14 protein-coding genes are annotated in these 16079 nt (G+C 39.1%); 2 read left to right on the top strand and 12 right to left on the bottom strand.

Annotated elements, in window-relative coordinates; translation table 11 throughout:
* The 6 genes from I6N90_RS22080 to I6N90_RS22055 all read right to left on the bottom strand — a co-directional run.
* Positions 1-3118, bottom strand: a 3118-nt coding sequence (locus I6N90_RS22080) for an RHS repeat protein (RefSeq protein ID WP_197937858.1), incomplete at its 3' end; no start/stop codon positions are given.
* A gap of 52 nt (positions 3119-3170) precedes the next feature.
* Positions 3171-5210, bottom strand: a complete 2040-nt coding sequence (locus I6N90_RS25320) for a hypothetical protein (RefSeq protein ID WP_332262494.1) — start codon at positions 5208-5210, stop codon at positions 3171-3173.
* Positions 5211-5441: 231 nt separating this feature from the next.
* Positions 5442-6875, bottom strand: coding sequence for a C4-dicarboxylate transporter DcuC (gene dcuC / locus I6N90_RS22070; protein ID WP_197937853.1), 1434 nt, complete (start codon positions 6873-6875; stop codon positions 5442-5444).
* Positions 6876-6908: 33 nt separating this feature from the next.
* Positions 6909-7829, bottom strand: coding sequence for a ribonucleoside hydrolase RihC (rihC, locus tag I6N90_RS22065; protein WP_197937851.1), 921 nt, complete (start codon positions 7827-7829; stop codon positions 6909-6911).
* Positions 7830-7903: 74 nt separating this feature from the next.
* Positions 7904-8788: a ribokinase gene (gene rbsK, locus I6N90_RS22060; protein WP_197937849.1), complete on the bottom strand. Its 885-nt coding sequence runs from the start codon at positions 8786-8788 to the stop codon at positions 7904-7906.
* An 11-nt stretch (positions 8789-8799) separates the two neighbouring features.
* Positions 8800-9774 (bottom strand): LacI family DNA-binding transcriptional regulator, encoded by a 975-nt coding sequence (locus tag I6N90_RS22055; RefSeq protein WP_197937847.1) that lies wholly within the window; start codon positions 9772-9774, stop codon positions 8800-8802.
* Between the two features lie 397 nt (positions 9775-10171).
* Between I6N90_RS22055 and I6N90_RS22050 the strand changes: the two genes are divergently transcribed.
* On the top strand, positions 10172-10711 hold the full coding sequence (locus I6N90_RS22050) for a hypothetical protein (RefSeq protein WP_197937845.1): 540 nt from the start codon (positions 10172-10174) through the stop codon (positions 10709-10711).
* 52 nt (positions 10712-10763) lie between these two features.
* Here I6N90_RS22050 and I6N90_RS22045 read toward each other — a convergent pair whose 3' ends face one another.
* The 3 genes from I6N90_RS22045 to I6N90_RS22035 form a co-directional block, all read right to left on the bottom strand.
* The gene (locus tag I6N90_RS22045; protein ID WP_197937843.1) at positions 10764-11519 is read right to left on the bottom strand and encodes an SDR family oxidoreductase; all 756 of its coding nucleotides are present in this window, start codon (positions 11517-11519) and stop codon (positions 10764-10766) included.
* 227 nt (positions 11520-11746) lie between these two features.
* Positions 11747-12358, bottom strand: a complete 612-nt coding sequence (locus I6N90_RS22040; RefSeq protein WP_232243237.1) for an acetylglutamate kinase — start codon at positions 12356-12358, stop codon at positions 11747-11749.
* 156 nt (positions 12359-12514) lie between these two features.
* Positions 12515-12766 (bottom strand): DUF6953 family protein, encoded by a 252-nt coding sequence (locus I6N90_RS22035; protein WP_197937841.1) that lies wholly within the window; start codon positions 12764-12766, stop codon positions 12515-12517.
* A gap of 202 nt (positions 12767-12968) precedes the next feature.
* Between I6N90_RS22035 and I6N90_RS22030 the strand changes: the two genes are divergently transcribed.
* Entirely contained in the window at positions 12969-13286 is a 318-nt protein-coding gene (locus I6N90_RS22030) for a hypothetical protein (RefSeq protein ID WP_197937839.1), read from the top strand.
* A gap of 201 nt (positions 13287-13487) precedes the next feature.
* On the opposite strand, the gene I6N90_RS22025 is transcribed toward I6N90_RS22030, so the two are convergent.
* The 3 genes from I6N90_RS22025 to I6N90_RS22015 all read right to left on the bottom strand — a co-directional run bounded on the left by I6N90_RS22025 (position 13488) and on the right by I6N90_RS22015 (position 16031).
* A complete protein-coding gene (locus I6N90_RS22025) occupies positions 13488-14153 on the bottom strand; it encodes a FusB/FusC family EF-G-binding protein (protein WP_197937838.1) in 666 nt (221 codons plus the stop codon).
* A gap of 257 nt (positions 14154-14410) precedes the next feature.
* Positions 14411-15166, bottom strand: a complete 756-nt coding sequence (locus I6N90_RS22020; protein ID WP_197937837.1) for an NAD-dependent protein deacylase — start codon at positions 15164-15166, stop codon at positions 14411-14413.
* Between the two features lie 19 nt (positions 15167-15185).
* Complete coding sequence (locus tag I6N90_RS22015) at positions 15186-16031, bottom strand: DMT family transporter (protein ID WP_197937836.1); 846 nt, start codon at positions 16029-16031, stop codon at positions 15186-15188.
* Positions 16032-16079: the final 48 nt, after the last annotated feature.

Genomic DNA, 16079 nt, shown 5'->3' with positions numbered 1-16079 from the left:
CATACTGGTAGCTTGTCGTCTGTTTCTGCGCATCGATAACCGCGCTTAGTTGTCCTAACGTATCATAGTTGTACGTGGTCCTATTGCCATTCCCGTCTATTGAAGCAACAACAGCACCTGACACATTGTATTCTTTTTTCATAATCGGTACATAGTTCTGCTTGTTCTGTAACGATTCAACCATAACTTCACGGCCAAAGATATCTGATGTTACACGTGAACGATTCCCTTCAGCATCAACTGCTGTTACTGTAAGCCCAATATCATCATATTCCACCCGTGAAGAGGTTAGATCAGCAAATGTAGTTACTGTCGGACGACCAAACGCATCGTAACTAAAATTGGTACGATTGTCATAAGCATCATCTTGCCATAACAAGTGACTAGTCCGTTCGTCGTAACCATATTTCACTTCACCTAGCCCTTGTGTCTCTCGTACTTTGCGGCCCAGCGGATCGAACCAAACTTGTTGCACTTCTCCAAGCGTGTTTTTCGCTACTATGTGGTTGGTACTATCATTGTAAACATAACTTGCTTGTGCTTGGTTCGGCATCTTGACCGAGGTTGTCCGACCAAGACGGTCATACGTATAGGATGTGGTCTGATTTAACCCATCCGTGTACGTTAGCAATCTTCCTGTGAGTCGATCATACGTTGCCTTCTCGACAATGTTCGTTTTCTCACCGTCTACATTTGTTACTTCCATTTCCTGCTGTGTCATATAAGCATGCTGGTATTCCGGGCCGTAAAGGTATTTGTACACCCCCGATTTTCCATTCGTGTTGTTAGCAATTACTTTCGTAACATTGCCATATCCGTCGTACTCAAAGTTGGTATGGCGTAGCAGCTGACCACTTTCTGTGTTTGCATATGTCTTCGATTCTACAACTGAACCTTGTCCGTTTCTGACAAATCGTGTGAAGGACTGCTTGGTTGTATCTAATTTGCTTGTCACCGTTTGTGGTAGAGCAAACGTAGGATCATAGGTTGTTTGGGTGCTTCCACCCATATTGTTCGTTTCACTTGTTACATTTCCATCTTGGTCATACTGACGATTGACGATAACGGATGGACTCTCTGCACCGCCACTTATTTTCTTCGAGATGATTTGAATCGGATAGGAATGGCCGAGAACTTCGTCATACGTTTGCTGTGAAACTTGTTTAGTAGGGCCGCCCTCTTGCATCGTTTCTACGTTGTAAAACTTATAATCATAATGATTTCTTTTTACTTTTTTGTACGTAAACGTTGACGTTAAATCTCCGTTAGACATAATCGTTTGATAGTTGTAACTACCTGGTGATTCATACGCATCTGTTGGATAACTGAAATTGTTTATATTGCTCTCTACTGTACGCCCATCCGTATAACTGGTCACATCTTTACGCCCTACAACACGGAATTGCGTTTGTCTTGTCCCGTCACTTGGGTTACGAAGAATAGAATCGTACTTAAACTCCGTCTTTGCGCCTGTTGGATGATGAATGCCATTAATAAGTGCAAAGTCGTTCCGAGCGTAAGGTGTCTTTCTACGTGTAACAGAAAATTTTGACTCTGCAAATTGATGGTTATAATACGTTGTTCTACCAGATACATCAGTAACAGACTGCAAATATTGCAAATTATGATTTGGAACATATCCCAGTTGATACACAACACTGTCTGTTCCGTTCGATGCTGTAATCTTATCCCCTGTATACGTTAACGTAACGTTGTTGCCGAGTGGATCCGTCACTCTCTTAAGAACAAACTGTGTGCCATAAAGCTCGTACTTATAATCCAAATAGTTACCATACGCATCCTCTTGGCGAATTAAATATCCTTCACTAGAGAAATAATACGTCATTCCTCGCTTATACTTCAGAACATATGCTGTAGCTTCACCGTTAAATAACTTTGTGTTATCTTTGGCAAAATAAACATCCTTCCATGGATAATTTTCTAAGTCGTTATAGATCCCAGCTTTATAAACTCCACCGCCACTCGGCAGAGATACATATTGAGTATTCGTGCCTTCTACCCTTACATATGGAATATCCCAAGACCAGCCTTTACCTAAGCGTATTCGACTATCCATCATATCTGCTTTAGTCTCTGATGCGTAGCCATAATAATATTGTTCAGTGTAGCTGTTAAGATACGTATTTTGTGTAGGATATATCTCCAAGTCAAACGTAACTCCGCTTACTCTTGCGCGGTAAGAAGCTGCCCTTACATTTCCATCTAATTTAAGATTTTTAATATATTCACTCACATCTAAAAAATTATAATCTTGTATAATATTCCTATCAGGAACTGTAAATTCCCGTCCCAAATATTGAAACACACCTGGCTTTCCTGGCACGTAATCGGTATAGGTCACCGTATTTACCTGATCGAATACTTTAACTACTAATTTATAAATGATATTAAAATCAGCTAGATACTCTTTTACTTGTCGCACATTTTTATTGTAATATTCTGCTGCATTACTGTTATAGGAACGTGTTAAATTGAAAGAGAGTCCGTTTCGTCCGGGGATGCCAATATCCGTCGACTTTAAGTTCAATGATCCATCTTGTGTTGAGATATTTTCCACGCCTGTACTTACGCTGTATGGGGCTTGATCCAGTTTGACGTGTTGATTACCTAGTCCTAATTCATCATAAGAATTACTACTCATTAAACTTCTCTGTGTATGTTGATAGACAGAATCTGTTACCGTCTTCTCACCGTATACCGCTTGAGTGACACTCATAAACTCTTTTAAATTTACTGGAAGTGATACATCTAGATTGTACGTTGCATCGGTCACCGTAGTTTGTAGATTTAGTTTCCCTTTGCCAGGAAACAATTGTGTTAGCGTTTCGGATAATGAAGTAATGTCTGAGTTCACTTTTAACGCTGCCAAAAGGTCTTGCAGTGTATACTCTTGATTCAGCAATTCGACAATAGTTGAAGGGGGTAAGTTATACTTTGCAGATAAACTATCAATTGTTAACAATTCTCCTTGTTCGTTTACCTCCTTCTCTATCTGCTGCTCTCCTACAGCTGTTGCTACTTGTTGTATTCCTGATAAGCTCGGCATTACAAGCTCTAAGCACATTACGATAATAAGAGTCCAAACTATCTTTTTCATCTTTCAGTACTCCCTCACTAGTAAAATTTTATAATCTCCAACACTATTTTGCTTATGATTGCAAATACACTAAACCTCTATATACCTGCTTCCAAATTCTAGTATCCACCGCTGGCTTAGCTACTTTTCCTGAATAGGTTACTTCCCAAATTTCTGTACAAGCCGCATTAGGAGTACTAGCGTTCGATGGACAAAATTGACGTCCCATTGTTATCGTCGGAAATAAAACACCGCTATATCCATTGTCAGAAACTTCAATATGTCTTGGACAATTAGTCTCATTTGTTAACATCCATTTACCCTGTGCATTATAAGTTCCAGTCCTAAAAAACTGGCATAATGTTGTTCGAGTATAGCTATCCTGAGTAAAAGATCCCGATATTACAATGGCGGCCCCATCTTTGCGTAATGTCCCTTTAAAACCATCTTGATTATAGATTACGAGTTCAGGAAATGTGTTTATGTTACTCGTATTTTCTATCGTTACAGTCTTACTATTACCCGTCATTTGCTTTACTGTTCCAACAAGATTCCCGTTCAAATCATAATTGTAAGTAATCGTAGTATTTGTTCTCGCATCCTTCACCGACATCAATTTCCCACTTGCATCATAGACATACTCAATCCGCTTTTTTGCCTCCAGAGTACTAAAGTGGACATCAACTACTTTCCATTCCGTACCACTCATCCATAACATTCTTGCAAAATAATCATTTTTGGGCGTCAGCTTGTCTAACGTATAACTACCACTTTTTGCCCTATAGTCAGTAACAAACGTCCATTTTCCTGTCTTCTTATCTTTAAGCTCCAACCGATTGCCATACACTTGGTTCGTCGGATAGGTAACATTAATAACGGCTGAGTTATCTGTTATTGGACTAACTGTAAGACTAGGTGTGCCTGTTGCTATCGTGTTCAATTCATGATCGATGGTGATCCAAGCATTATTTTTGTAATAAGTTAATCTCCCCGTATATCTATGTCCCGGTAGCAAATTATTGGATGTATAGCTACCATTTTGAGTATAGTGAGTTCCTGAAACGTTCACCCACTGCCTTGACGCATCGTGAAAAAGTTCTAATCGATTTCCATAAGCAGATGGATTTTCATAAGTTACTTGCCATGTAATGGACGTAGGTGTAATAGCTGAAGCTGTTATCGTTGGAAGGGTTGTTGTTGAGGTGTTTGCTATTAAGTTCTTACTTGCTGTATTTGCAGGTGCTTTCTGTTGCCTTAAAGTCTTCCCTTCTGTTTTTTCCATAATAATTACTTCAGAAGCTCTTACTACATTTATGAGGTAGAAATAATCTTCTGCAATTCCGTAGGGGTTAGCTGTTGTAACTAAAATATTGAGGATCTGATCTTGAGTTAAAGAGGAATCTAATGTTAGCATAAATAGTATAGTATCCATTAAACTTGTACCTTCTGCCGATATGAGTTTAATGATTGGCAACCCTTTAGTCTTAACTTCAGTTGAGCCTACATTTTTTAGTAAATATCCCTGTTTTGCGCTATATTGATAAGTATCTTTGTTTAGTTGATCCATATTTTTATTTTCAATTGCTGCAATGACAGAATTTGATTGATCAATTTTGTTACTCAAATCACTTTTTTGAATGAATATGATGCCAAGATCTCTAGCTTTCTTTAATAAGGCCAAATCATTTTTCGAAAATGCTTTTGTTTGACTCGGTAGCTCCAACACTCCTATCCCATTATTAATAGACCATTCAATAGCTTTGGCTAAAGAATCAGACTTCCCAGATACATGTATAATGTGAGTCTCCACTTCACCAGTACTTTCAAAGTGCTGCCGTACATTGGTTTGATTCAAACTTTCATTGGTTGCAAACATGTTAGTTGTTACTGCATTAATTGTTAGAGTAGACTTCTCCGTATACATAACTTTGTTCAGCTCATTATTATCCTTAATGATTGCGATCTTTATATTAGGTTCCTTCCCTACGGATGAATACGCCTTCACTTTACCTAAACTAAAAACCGTAAATAATATAAACATCGCAATTACTGCTAGCAGAAAAAGCTTTTGCCTTTTACCCAAATGTTTTTCCTTGTTCATTTCATTACTCACTATGACACATCCTTATCTGAATTTGACCACACCTAATATTATCTAAAACTGTATATATTTTCATTAGGAGGTTTTGTCTAATTACATTCTATTTTGTATTTTTTTGTAACTAACTTCATTTTAGAATTTACATTTTGACAATGACCGTACAAATGTTACGAAACACAACAAAAAAAGAGCAAGCCCCAAGGCCTGCTCTTTCCCTCATTTTATAACAATCCCAACTACTTACTAAAGGAACATAATCATCGATAAGATGAACATAAACACTACCCCAGCTATCATCGGAACGGCTGTTCTTTTTACGATAGCTATCGGATCTGCTTTCACTGTACCTGCTACGATTAGAATAACTGCCGCAACTGGAGACACAGCTCTGAACAGGTTACCAGATAGACCAAGTGGTACGGAAATAGCAATTGGGCTAATACCCGCTGCGACTGCCAAAGGAACAATCAATGGTACCATTGCAAAGATTAGTGCTGTTCCGCTACCGCTAAGAATAACGATAAGAGCCGTTAGTGCAACCAAGATAAGCGGTAAAATAAAGTCTAATCCGTTACCTTGCATCTGTTGCATCGACGTTTGAAGTTGATCTACCAAACCAATCGATTTCAAACCAGTTACAAACACAGAAGCTGCAACGAGTAGTGCTACGATTGGAATCGCATCGCCCATACCTTTAAAGAATGCTTCTGTTTTAACCAATACACTCTTGTTAAATTTATGTCTAAACAACTCACACACAATTGCTAGAATTAATGATACTAACGTAGCTACTTCAACACTAATGTTAATTGTGTTGCCTGTTGCCATTTGAACACCATAAGCACCAAGTAGAAGAATGATCGGGAATACAGGAAGAATCGCATACACTGTTTTGAATAGTTTGCCGCCACTAACTACAGCAATTGCCGGTGCGTCCACGTTCTCAACATCATTGCCAGCTCCAGCGCGCAGATTAGCTTTTTTGTCCATTCTCTTCTGCCAGAAGTAATGAACAGCAGCGATAAAGATCAATGTTGGAATGGAAACTAGTGCGTGATAGTTAAATACATAATCCGTTACGTTAAGTCCAGCGAAAGAAGAATGTTTCGCAAGTTCCTCAGCAATCGCAACATTATCACTGCCAAGCGGTGTAGGAACGATCGTTGCCGATGTCGCAATAACTGCACCTGCTGTTAGTGCTGTCATACCTGCTTTTCTTAAAATCGGGTACAACGTAGCGAGCAAGATGATCGCTAGGTTTGAAGCACTTGGAATAACAAGAGACAATGCATTTCCTAGCAAAAATACGATTGGAACCAAAACATATACTGATTTGATCTTTGAAATCGGTTTCGTTAAGGCATTAACCGTTACTTCATTTGCACCGATGGATGACATATATGCTGTGTAACCACCAAGAATAAGGACGATAAATCCTGCCGCGCCGAACGTTTGTTTAAACTGTGCGACGATGACTTGCAGCGGATCTAATAGGAACGATCCCGTTGACTCAAACCCTTTAATAGCAATTTCGTTACCCATTCCCATACTAATGAAAATTAGGATTATACCCATTAGGAAAAGTGTAATTTTTATATCCATTTTTTTGATTAGCATATAGATAACGATTAATACAGCAATAATAGCAGAGGCATACATGACGATATTAGAATCCATGGCCTAAATTCCTCCCCGAATATCTTGATGTGTTTAATTACACTTTTGCAAACTTTCCATAAACCATTGCTTGAACATATCGGCATCAATATCGATACAAACCTTTGCGTTGCTTGGCTTACCCAGATACCCTTTCAAATCAACTACTGTACATCCTGTTGTTAACGTTCCGCTTAATTCTACATCAACGAACGTGTCTGCAACTTGGAACATTTCTGGCTTCAGCAAGTACGCAATTGCTGTGCTGTCGTACATTTTCAGCCCTGTTTTCATGCTGCCGCCTCTATATTTTTGGAACAATTGATAAATCATACGGCCTGTCTCATTCATCCCTTTTAGCTTCTCACTATCTTCTGGATAAACAAGCGCTTTAAGTCCAACATCTAGTGGCAGCATAACAACTGGCAGTTCACTTTGGAACACAATCTTCGCCGCTTCTGGATCTGCAAAAATATTAAATTCCGCCATAACGCCCATATTGCCTCGCCCTGTAGAGCCACCCATCAATACGATTTCAGCAATCTTATCTTTCACTTCTGGGTACATATTTAGAAGTAAAGCAATGTTCGTTAGTGGGCCAATTGGTACAAGTGTGATCGGTTCTACACTTTCCATTAAGACACGACGCATAGCGTTTACAGCATGTTCTTTAAGGACAAGATCTTTAGTCGGTTCTTCGAATTCGAAACCATCCATACCTGTAGACCCATGAATATCACTAGCATCAATTGGTGCTTTAATAAGAGGTCTTGCAGCTCCAAGTGCTACTGGAATATCTTTGCCAAAGAACTGTAGCAATCTTAGTGCGTTTTTCGTTACTTTCTCAAGTCCTACATTGCCTGCAACAGTCGTAATTAACCGAACCTCTAACTCTTCGCTATATAGTGCAATTGCCAGTGCTACTGCATCATCAATCCCCGGGTCTGTATCAATAATAACTGGTCTCTTTGTCATGTTGTTAATCCTCCTTAGGGTTGTAAAGTAAGCGATTTCACAAATGTTATATAAAGCAGCCGAACTTGATTCGACTACTCCTTACTATTAATAAAAGCTTCTACTTCTTCAGCAGTAGGCATTCCTGTCTGTGCACCAAGCTTCGTCGTCGAAAGAGCTGCAACTGCATTGCCATATTCGCAAGCCTCTCTCAAACTCAGTCCTTTAGTGAGACCAACAGCTAGTCCACCATTAAACGAATCGCCTGCACCTGTCGTATCAACAACATCTATTTTGTAAGCAGGAATGATAAGTTCTTTACCTTCTTCAGTAAGGGACACACCTTGACTTCCCTTCGTTACAATCAGCTTTCCATAAAGCTCATCTTCTTCACGGTTTTGCTTCAGCAACATTTGTTCATGTTCATTTGGCGTCACATAATCAATATTACGAATGAGTTCAGAAGGGAGATCTTGAATAGGTGCCGGATTAAGAATGACCGTTACACCATTTTCTTTTGCAATTTCTACCGCTTTCATTACACCTTCAAGTGGTGTTTCGAGCTGAACGATAAGCAGATCACTATTCGCAATGACTTCTCGTTTGGACTCTACGAAAGCAGCTGTTACATAGTTATTAGCTCCTGGTACTACAATAATACTGTTATCTCCATGAGATACGATGATCGTTGCAGTTGCTGTTATTTCTGTAACCGGTTCCACATTTGCTACATTAACACCTTCTTTTTGAAGATGCTCCACTAAATCTGTTCCAAATCTATCTTGGCCTACACAGCCAATCAATTGCACATGAGCGCCAAGTCTCGCTGCCGCAACTGCTTGGTTTGCGCCTTTGCCACCTGGGTTCATTTGAAAATGTTGTCCAAATAGCGTCTCACCTACCTTCGGCACTTGCGAAGTAATGGTAACGAGATCCATGTTAATACTTCCTACAACGGTAATTGTCGGTTTCTGCTCCATGCCAAAGCTCCTTAAGTTGAATTTCTCTCTATAAGTTCAACATCTAATCTATAATATGTCTTTTCTAGCGGTTGCTGCTCCATCTGATTAACTAACACGATCGTAGCCTTCTCACCTAGTTCGTAAATAGGTTGTACAATGGTCGTTAACTCTGGTGTCATGACGGTAGAAAGTGTGATGCCATCAAATCCAACTATTTTAATTTGCTCGGGTACTTTCTTACCCAACTGGTGAGCTACTTTTATAGCACCGATTGCCATAATATCATTAGCTGCAAATATTCCGTCCACATCAGGATGATTCATAAAAAGTTCTTTCGTCGCCTCAATGGACGATTGCATATCAAAGTTTCCATTTACGATGCAGCTATCACTAAACCAAGGTTCGTTAGAAACAACTTCTAAGTAACCGCTACAACGTTCCTCAGCATTGACGACTCCATCTGTCCCTCTAATATGAGCAATTTTGGTACAGCCTTTACTTTGCAAAAACTGAGTAGCTAGCACTGCGCCCTTATGGTTCTCTACAACAATTGTCGGTAGTCCCTTACTTATCTCGCGGTCAATACTGACTACCGGGATATTAAGCTCCTCCACTTGATTAGCCGTTAGTGTGTTTGAGGAAACGATAATACCGTTTACATAGTTCTGCCTAAGCACCTCTAAATACGATTGTTCTTTCTCACTATCTCCATCAGAATTGCACAATATAACGTTATAGCCAAGATTAGTTGCTGTATCTTCGACAGATCTCGCAAGTTCTGTAAAGAAAGGGTTCATAATATCCGGTACGATTAGACCAATCGTATTCGACTTTTTCTTGAATAAACTTCTCGCTACTTCATTTGGCTTGTAGTTCAATTGTTTAATTGCTTGTTCAACATTTTCCCTTGTGCTTTGCCCAACATATCCTTTGTCGTTTAGCACTCTGGATACGGTTGCAACAGATACACCCGCAAGCCCTGCAACGTCTTTTATAGAAGCCATTCTCTCACTCCACCCTAGATAAGTAACCGGTTACACATCTAATATACACCCGATTAAATCGATAGTCAATGTTAAGTTGGCTTCTTCTTATTTAGACATGTCGAACATAAGTATTTGGTCCTAGTTGTTCGATATAAAATATGTGTTAATTATGTTAAATATCGACAAAACTATACAAAATCGTCCAAAGACAATGGATGAATTTTCATGTAAGATAAAGGAGTTGCAATAAATTACATAAAGCGCTTTCTTTTCCGCAACTGCCGTCGATATGTAGATTATGTTCTTTTTTGTCTTCTTGTATCCTTGTATCTATTTCGAGGAAGAGTAAGAACAATGCGACTGATTATTGTTTAGGGGTGCATATAGAGTGTACATATCCAGATCAATGAGAAAAATGAATAAATTGAATAAAACTCCCTCTTTAATCTATCTAACATTAGTTACTCTAATGCGACTGATGTTTGGATTCGGCTGGTTACTTGCAGGAATAACTAAAATAACTGGGAAATCAGGCGAAATTTCTTGGTTTCAATTTCCTGGGCAATTTTTATCGGAGTATTTACAAGCATCTACTTTAAAACCACAAGTTCCTGAATTCTACAAATTTTTCATCGAACACTTCTGTATGCATTGGGTCATCCCCTTCAATTATACGATACCCATTGTCCAAATTATTTTGGGCGTATTCATTATATTAGGCTTTAGAATATTACCTTCTGTACTCATTTGTATGTTTATGCATATTAACTTTATTTTATCAGGTAACATGAATTTACTTAGTTTGACATTATATACGAGCGCATTTTTAATTCTGCTGAATTTAGATAAAACAAAATTATTTAGCATAGAGCAAATTCCCCCACTTAGCAAACTTAAGAGAAGACGCAGAAATAATATTCATAACCATCAAGTTGCGCAAACTTTATCAAATTGATGTCTGACCCCTATAAAGGGGTCATTTTATTTTTTATATCCACCGCTTATACTTACCCCCGCGAAAACCCGCCCTCCGAATGAATGACCTGCCCTGTTATCCAGCTTGCATCTTCACTTGCAAGAAACGCCACAGTTCGTGCAGCATCTTCTGGAAGTCCTATGCGTCCCATTGGGAATTTGGGCAAAAGATCCCTTCTAATTTCATCCGTCATCCAATTTGAATCTGTTGGCCCGGGATTAACCGCATTCACAGTTATACCCAAATGAGCTAACTCAGCTGATAACGATTGGCTAAATGCGGTTATTGCACCTTTTGATGCAACATAAGCTAAGTTCCCTGGCATTGGGCCTAGTCCTTGTCCTGATGTTAAATGGATAATTCGACCTGATGATTCCTTAAACTGTTCAAAACGACGGGCAAACTCAACACTTAGCAGACAAGTCGCTCTCACATTAATGGCGTAATGATCATCTAATAACTTCGCATCTAACTCTAAGTAATTAGCATCTATTGAATGTGCGGCGCTGTTAATGAGTATAGTAGGAAAACCTAGTTTTTGTGATACTGTATCCAATAGTTGTAGATGGGCATCACTTTGAGAAAAATCTATCTCTAAACCTGCACTCCGAACGCCACTATTTATGAGCTCATTCTGAAATCTTTCAATCCAATCAACATTCGACTTGTAACATGTGAAGAAAATATCTATACCCTGAGAAGCTAATTTACGACAAATGGCAGTACCGATACTATTCTCATTACCTGCTCCGGTAACAAGTGCTATTTTATTATTGCTACGAGTCATCAAACGATCCCTCCAATGAATAGGACACGATGGTATAGGTCTATCGAGATGTTTTGTCCCTTTAGACAACAAAAAGCAGATACACAGGGGTATCCGCATGGGGAATTTAGATTCCCATCTCGTTTCATCTCTTCATTTATCATAACTATCACATAGACCAGTATCAACTCCAATTTTCATTATAATGGAATTTTACTAGTCACTTTATCTATGACAATCTCTCAACATCACATCGTAAATAAGGTTGGAAACTGTGCTACAATACCATCCATCATCATATCTGCCATATGGAGTGCTTGTATTTCGATTTCATCGCTTAATGCGATATTTTTATCATAGTTACCAGCTAAACGGGTTGTCGCTTCTTCAGCTGTAAGTTTGAGATGTTCATCAAGCATTTCTTTCCATTCTGCTCTTGACCAGAAGGGATTAATTTGGTTCAAAAAGATTGCGATGGCTTCTGCATTAGCAAACCAACGCTTCTGTGCATCCGCCGCAGCTGCTGTATTCCCAGCCTGCAATGCTTTGACGAGTTCAGCTGCAATTGTTAAATGCTCAGTGAACAACACTTCGAACTTATGAGCAATATCGGGTCCATATAATGGCTCAAGCAACGCTGCGAAATCTTTAGGATTTCGGAGTAGTCTTGCTGTTGTTTGTTTTTCGTCTGCAAGTCGATCCACGATACTATTTATCGTTAATCTCGTCCAAAAAACATGTTGCTCCCATAAAGTGCGTAGCTTTTGATTTAAAGCTACTTTTGAAGATGGCCACAAACTAGGATGACTTTGCCTTACGTAATAATAGTAATAATGATATGGGGTAGTTCCATACATCATTGAATGACACGCTCCTCAAGTTCATATACGAACAGTCTATAGGCGAACAGCTTGTCACGTGCATCTAATTTAGATAAGAATGATGAACCTAACCCCATTTATTGACCACACGTAAAAAGAGCGATGTTGGAATTACTCCAATCATCGCTCCTATAGTTACATCTTAATAGCTGATGTCCATGCCCAGAAAAATCCGTCCCGATCCCAAGCAGCTTTACCGCCATGCAATTTCTTGAACGCCTTCTTGACCTCTTTATCGATCGAAGTATGTCCTGCTTCGTTGACGTAAATATATTGTTCGCCATAATGGCTCTTAATGTATTCGACGGCCGCTTCTTGGTATAACATCCCCGCATTTCTTAACTCATTAAACATCCATCCTGCTATTTCATTCACAGTATCGTTCATTGTATTTCCTCCAGTTTACTCTCGAATAGCCTCTGGATGTTATCAATCCCAGCCACTCCACCATAATAACACATCTCCCCATCTTCTATATGCACTAGCCGATCATGATCTGAATTATTCCTCCACCTAATCGAGTTTGCTATTGTAAATAATTACCTTTACACTGTTGGTTATGTGCACGATATGCCAAAGGAGAATTTCATTGAAAAATAACTATTTTCTATTTGTTATATTGGGGCTACTATTAGTTGGTTGTTCGGAAGGAAATGATAAGGCTATCATTCAAAAAGAAATAGTAGAGAATGTGGAAATAGAACCGACTGTAACGATTAAAGCTACTGAAGAGCCTAAAGAGTTTCAAGTCCCTTTTAAAATAATTAAAATCGATTCAACAACAGTTACCCTCACCGATATTGCATTCGATCCAAAGCCCAAAGGAATCAGATATGATGTATCACTCAATATCTCTACGTCCTTTCATTCGAATCGAGATACAGGGAATACTCGGAAATGGAACTAGATGAGTTGCTGCACGATCATAATGTTCAAGTTTATGTTACCTATGAAGGGGAGCGTTATGTTGTGGAGGTTCAGTAAATTCGGGCCGAAACAGATAACAGTATGCAGGCTCCATTACCCAATACAAAAAACAAAGAGACGGCACCATATAAGCCGTCTCTTTGTTTTTTAAACTTACTCCCATTTAGGGGACTCAGCCATGTTACGTATGTCGCTTCCCCGTAACAGCGTGGAAAAAAGCTTCCAGCGAGCCGACATCCATAATGTTCTTATTGCAGTTATCGCTATCCACACACAAATAGTTGCCGATAGCTTTATAGTAATCCGACGAAGCATTCGCAGGCTTCGACTTTGCTACCGCCGAAAATAACGCAACTTCTGCATGTCGATTACATACAAAACAAACGCTTTTTTTGTTCACTCGATTGAATCTACCTTCTATTCCTATAAGCTGACCGTCTAGGTGGTATACAAGAAACATTTTATCCGTTGCTATATCGTGCCATCCCATATAAGTGATATAGCGGTAATCAATAGTAGCTAAATGGGGAACCTTCAGCTTTTTTACTTTCGGGAATAGTTTCTTAAGTTGTGGTTCAGTGACTTGCACGAATTCTGTGATATATGGCTCAAGCGACTGCAAGTATTGTTGAAACTCTCCTGCCGTATTTAACGTCGAAACTTTCTCCAGTAATTGCTTCTGAATTTCTGTCGCAAATTCGAATGCTTCCAAAATTCTAAACAGAACGCTTTGTCGAAGCGCTTCTACTACCTTTCGGTCAGAGACGGTGTTACAGGCAATTTGTAGTTGATTAGCCTGCTTCTTAATTACATTATATTGATGGTTTCTAATAAATGGATTAGTCATTTTCTCAGTCCCTTTTTATTATTTGCGAATAAATAAGGTGCAGAGCCCATTATTAGAAACGATATTAGCTATCTCGGGCGACATTATTAATCGCGACTGTTCACCCCACGCAAAGTATCGCCCCTAGAATCAGGCTCTGCATGAGTCGTTACTTATTCTGACAAACTGATTTGCCATCACTACCAACCTCCCTTTTATCAGCTATTATAAAATAAATCCAAGTATGGAAACAATGCTAAAAAAGAAAAACGCCTCCCTTATTGGGAAGCGTTTTTTATGTTCTCTACTGCATTCTTTATTTTCTTTAGCGCTGCATTAATATCCTCATGGATAACGTGATTAAACATATAGTCAGAGCGTGTACCCTCTTTATTAATAATAATCTTTGTAGTTCTACTAGCATGTTGAACGTAACTTGGGATATCTCTCACTGGATATACATTTAATGAAGTACCCATTGTCAAAAACAAATCTGACTCCACCGTTTTTTCGTACGCTTCCTCCATATGTTTGACTACCCCACCAAACAGTACAACATCTGGTTTTAAAATCGTGGAATCATTTAGACATCTAGGAACATTTCCCTTAAGCACATCGTCTAACGAATACGCTTGATGACAATACGGACAATATGCTTTTTCGATTGTGCCATGTAGTTCATATACATGTTTGTTTCCTGCCTTACGGTGTAACCCATCAACGTTCTGAGTTAAAATGGTAACTCCTTTCCCGCCTTCTTCTAACTCTCTGAGGTACGTGTGCCCGAAATTAGGTTCGTACTGATTAGTTAATTTAATATTAAAAATATCTTTATAATATTCCCAAAATAGCTCAGGATTCTCTTGAAATTGTTGTTCCGATAGAGCATCTTCAACGTTAACTTTATTGTCATACAATCCGCCCCTTGATCGGAAGTCAGGTATACCGCTTGCTGTGCTGATTCCTGCTCCTGTTAGGACCGTTATTTTTTTCGCCTTGCGAATAGCTAATGCTATCTCCGTATAAGTATCCATATGCTTCATCCTCCCTTTATCATCCCCACAACCCTAACACAATAACTCCAGCTGTAATGAATATGGAAGTAATTAGTCGCCTCTTACCCTGTTTCTCTCGCAAAATGTAGATACCCATAATCGTTCCAAATACGGTTCCTATTTCCCTCATAGGGGCGAGCTGTGCAACTGGTCCGTAATTAAGGGCGAACAAAAATAAGAGGTACCCTCCAGGCGCAATGAGTCCACCTAACAATATAATTTTCCAATTTACTTTGAGCTCATTCTGCATACCTGTCGAACGAAATGCAAACCATGAAAGTGCAATTACACCTGCTATATTGCTTGCTCCGTTAACGACTACTGCCGGAGCGTATTCTAACGCTATCTTATCAACGATTATGTAACTAGCAATACATATCCCTACTGTGAGAGCTAATAATGGAGCCTTCAAAGTAGAAGTTTCATTACGTTTAAATGAAATGTTACTTAACATCGCAATTCCAATCACAATAGAAACAACACCTATCCACCCAAATACAGATAACTTTTCGTTTAGTAAAGTGACTCCGAGAAGAGGCACTAATAACGGTCCTGTACCTCTCATGATTGGATACACCTGTGATAAATCACCTATTGAATATGTTGCGGCTAATAAAACGAGGTATAGTCCATGGAGAAGCATAGAGGCAATTATGATCCACCAGCCCGTACTTGTTAGCTCCGTATTTCCCCATTCTACAATGGTCCATGGCAAAAAGATGAGTATAGATGCGAGCTGACAATACCATAAAAAAACGTATTTGTTTATACTTCTCTTTGTATACAGATTCCAAATCGAATGAAGAAACCCTGCACTTAATACGAGCAAAATTCCAAAACCCACAAGGCTTCTCGACCCTTCTACATATGCTCTTATAATCGTTAATCCTAA

Origin of the sequence: Paenibacillus sp. GSMTC-2017 (genome assembly GCF_016019935.1) — a bacterium.
Taxonomy (GTDB): Bacteria; Bacillota; Bacilli; order Paenibacillales; family Paenibacillaceae; genus Pristimantibacillus.
The sequence above is the reverse complement of the archived record's forward strand: the minus strand, read 5'-3'. Positions and strand labels throughout refer to the sequence as shown.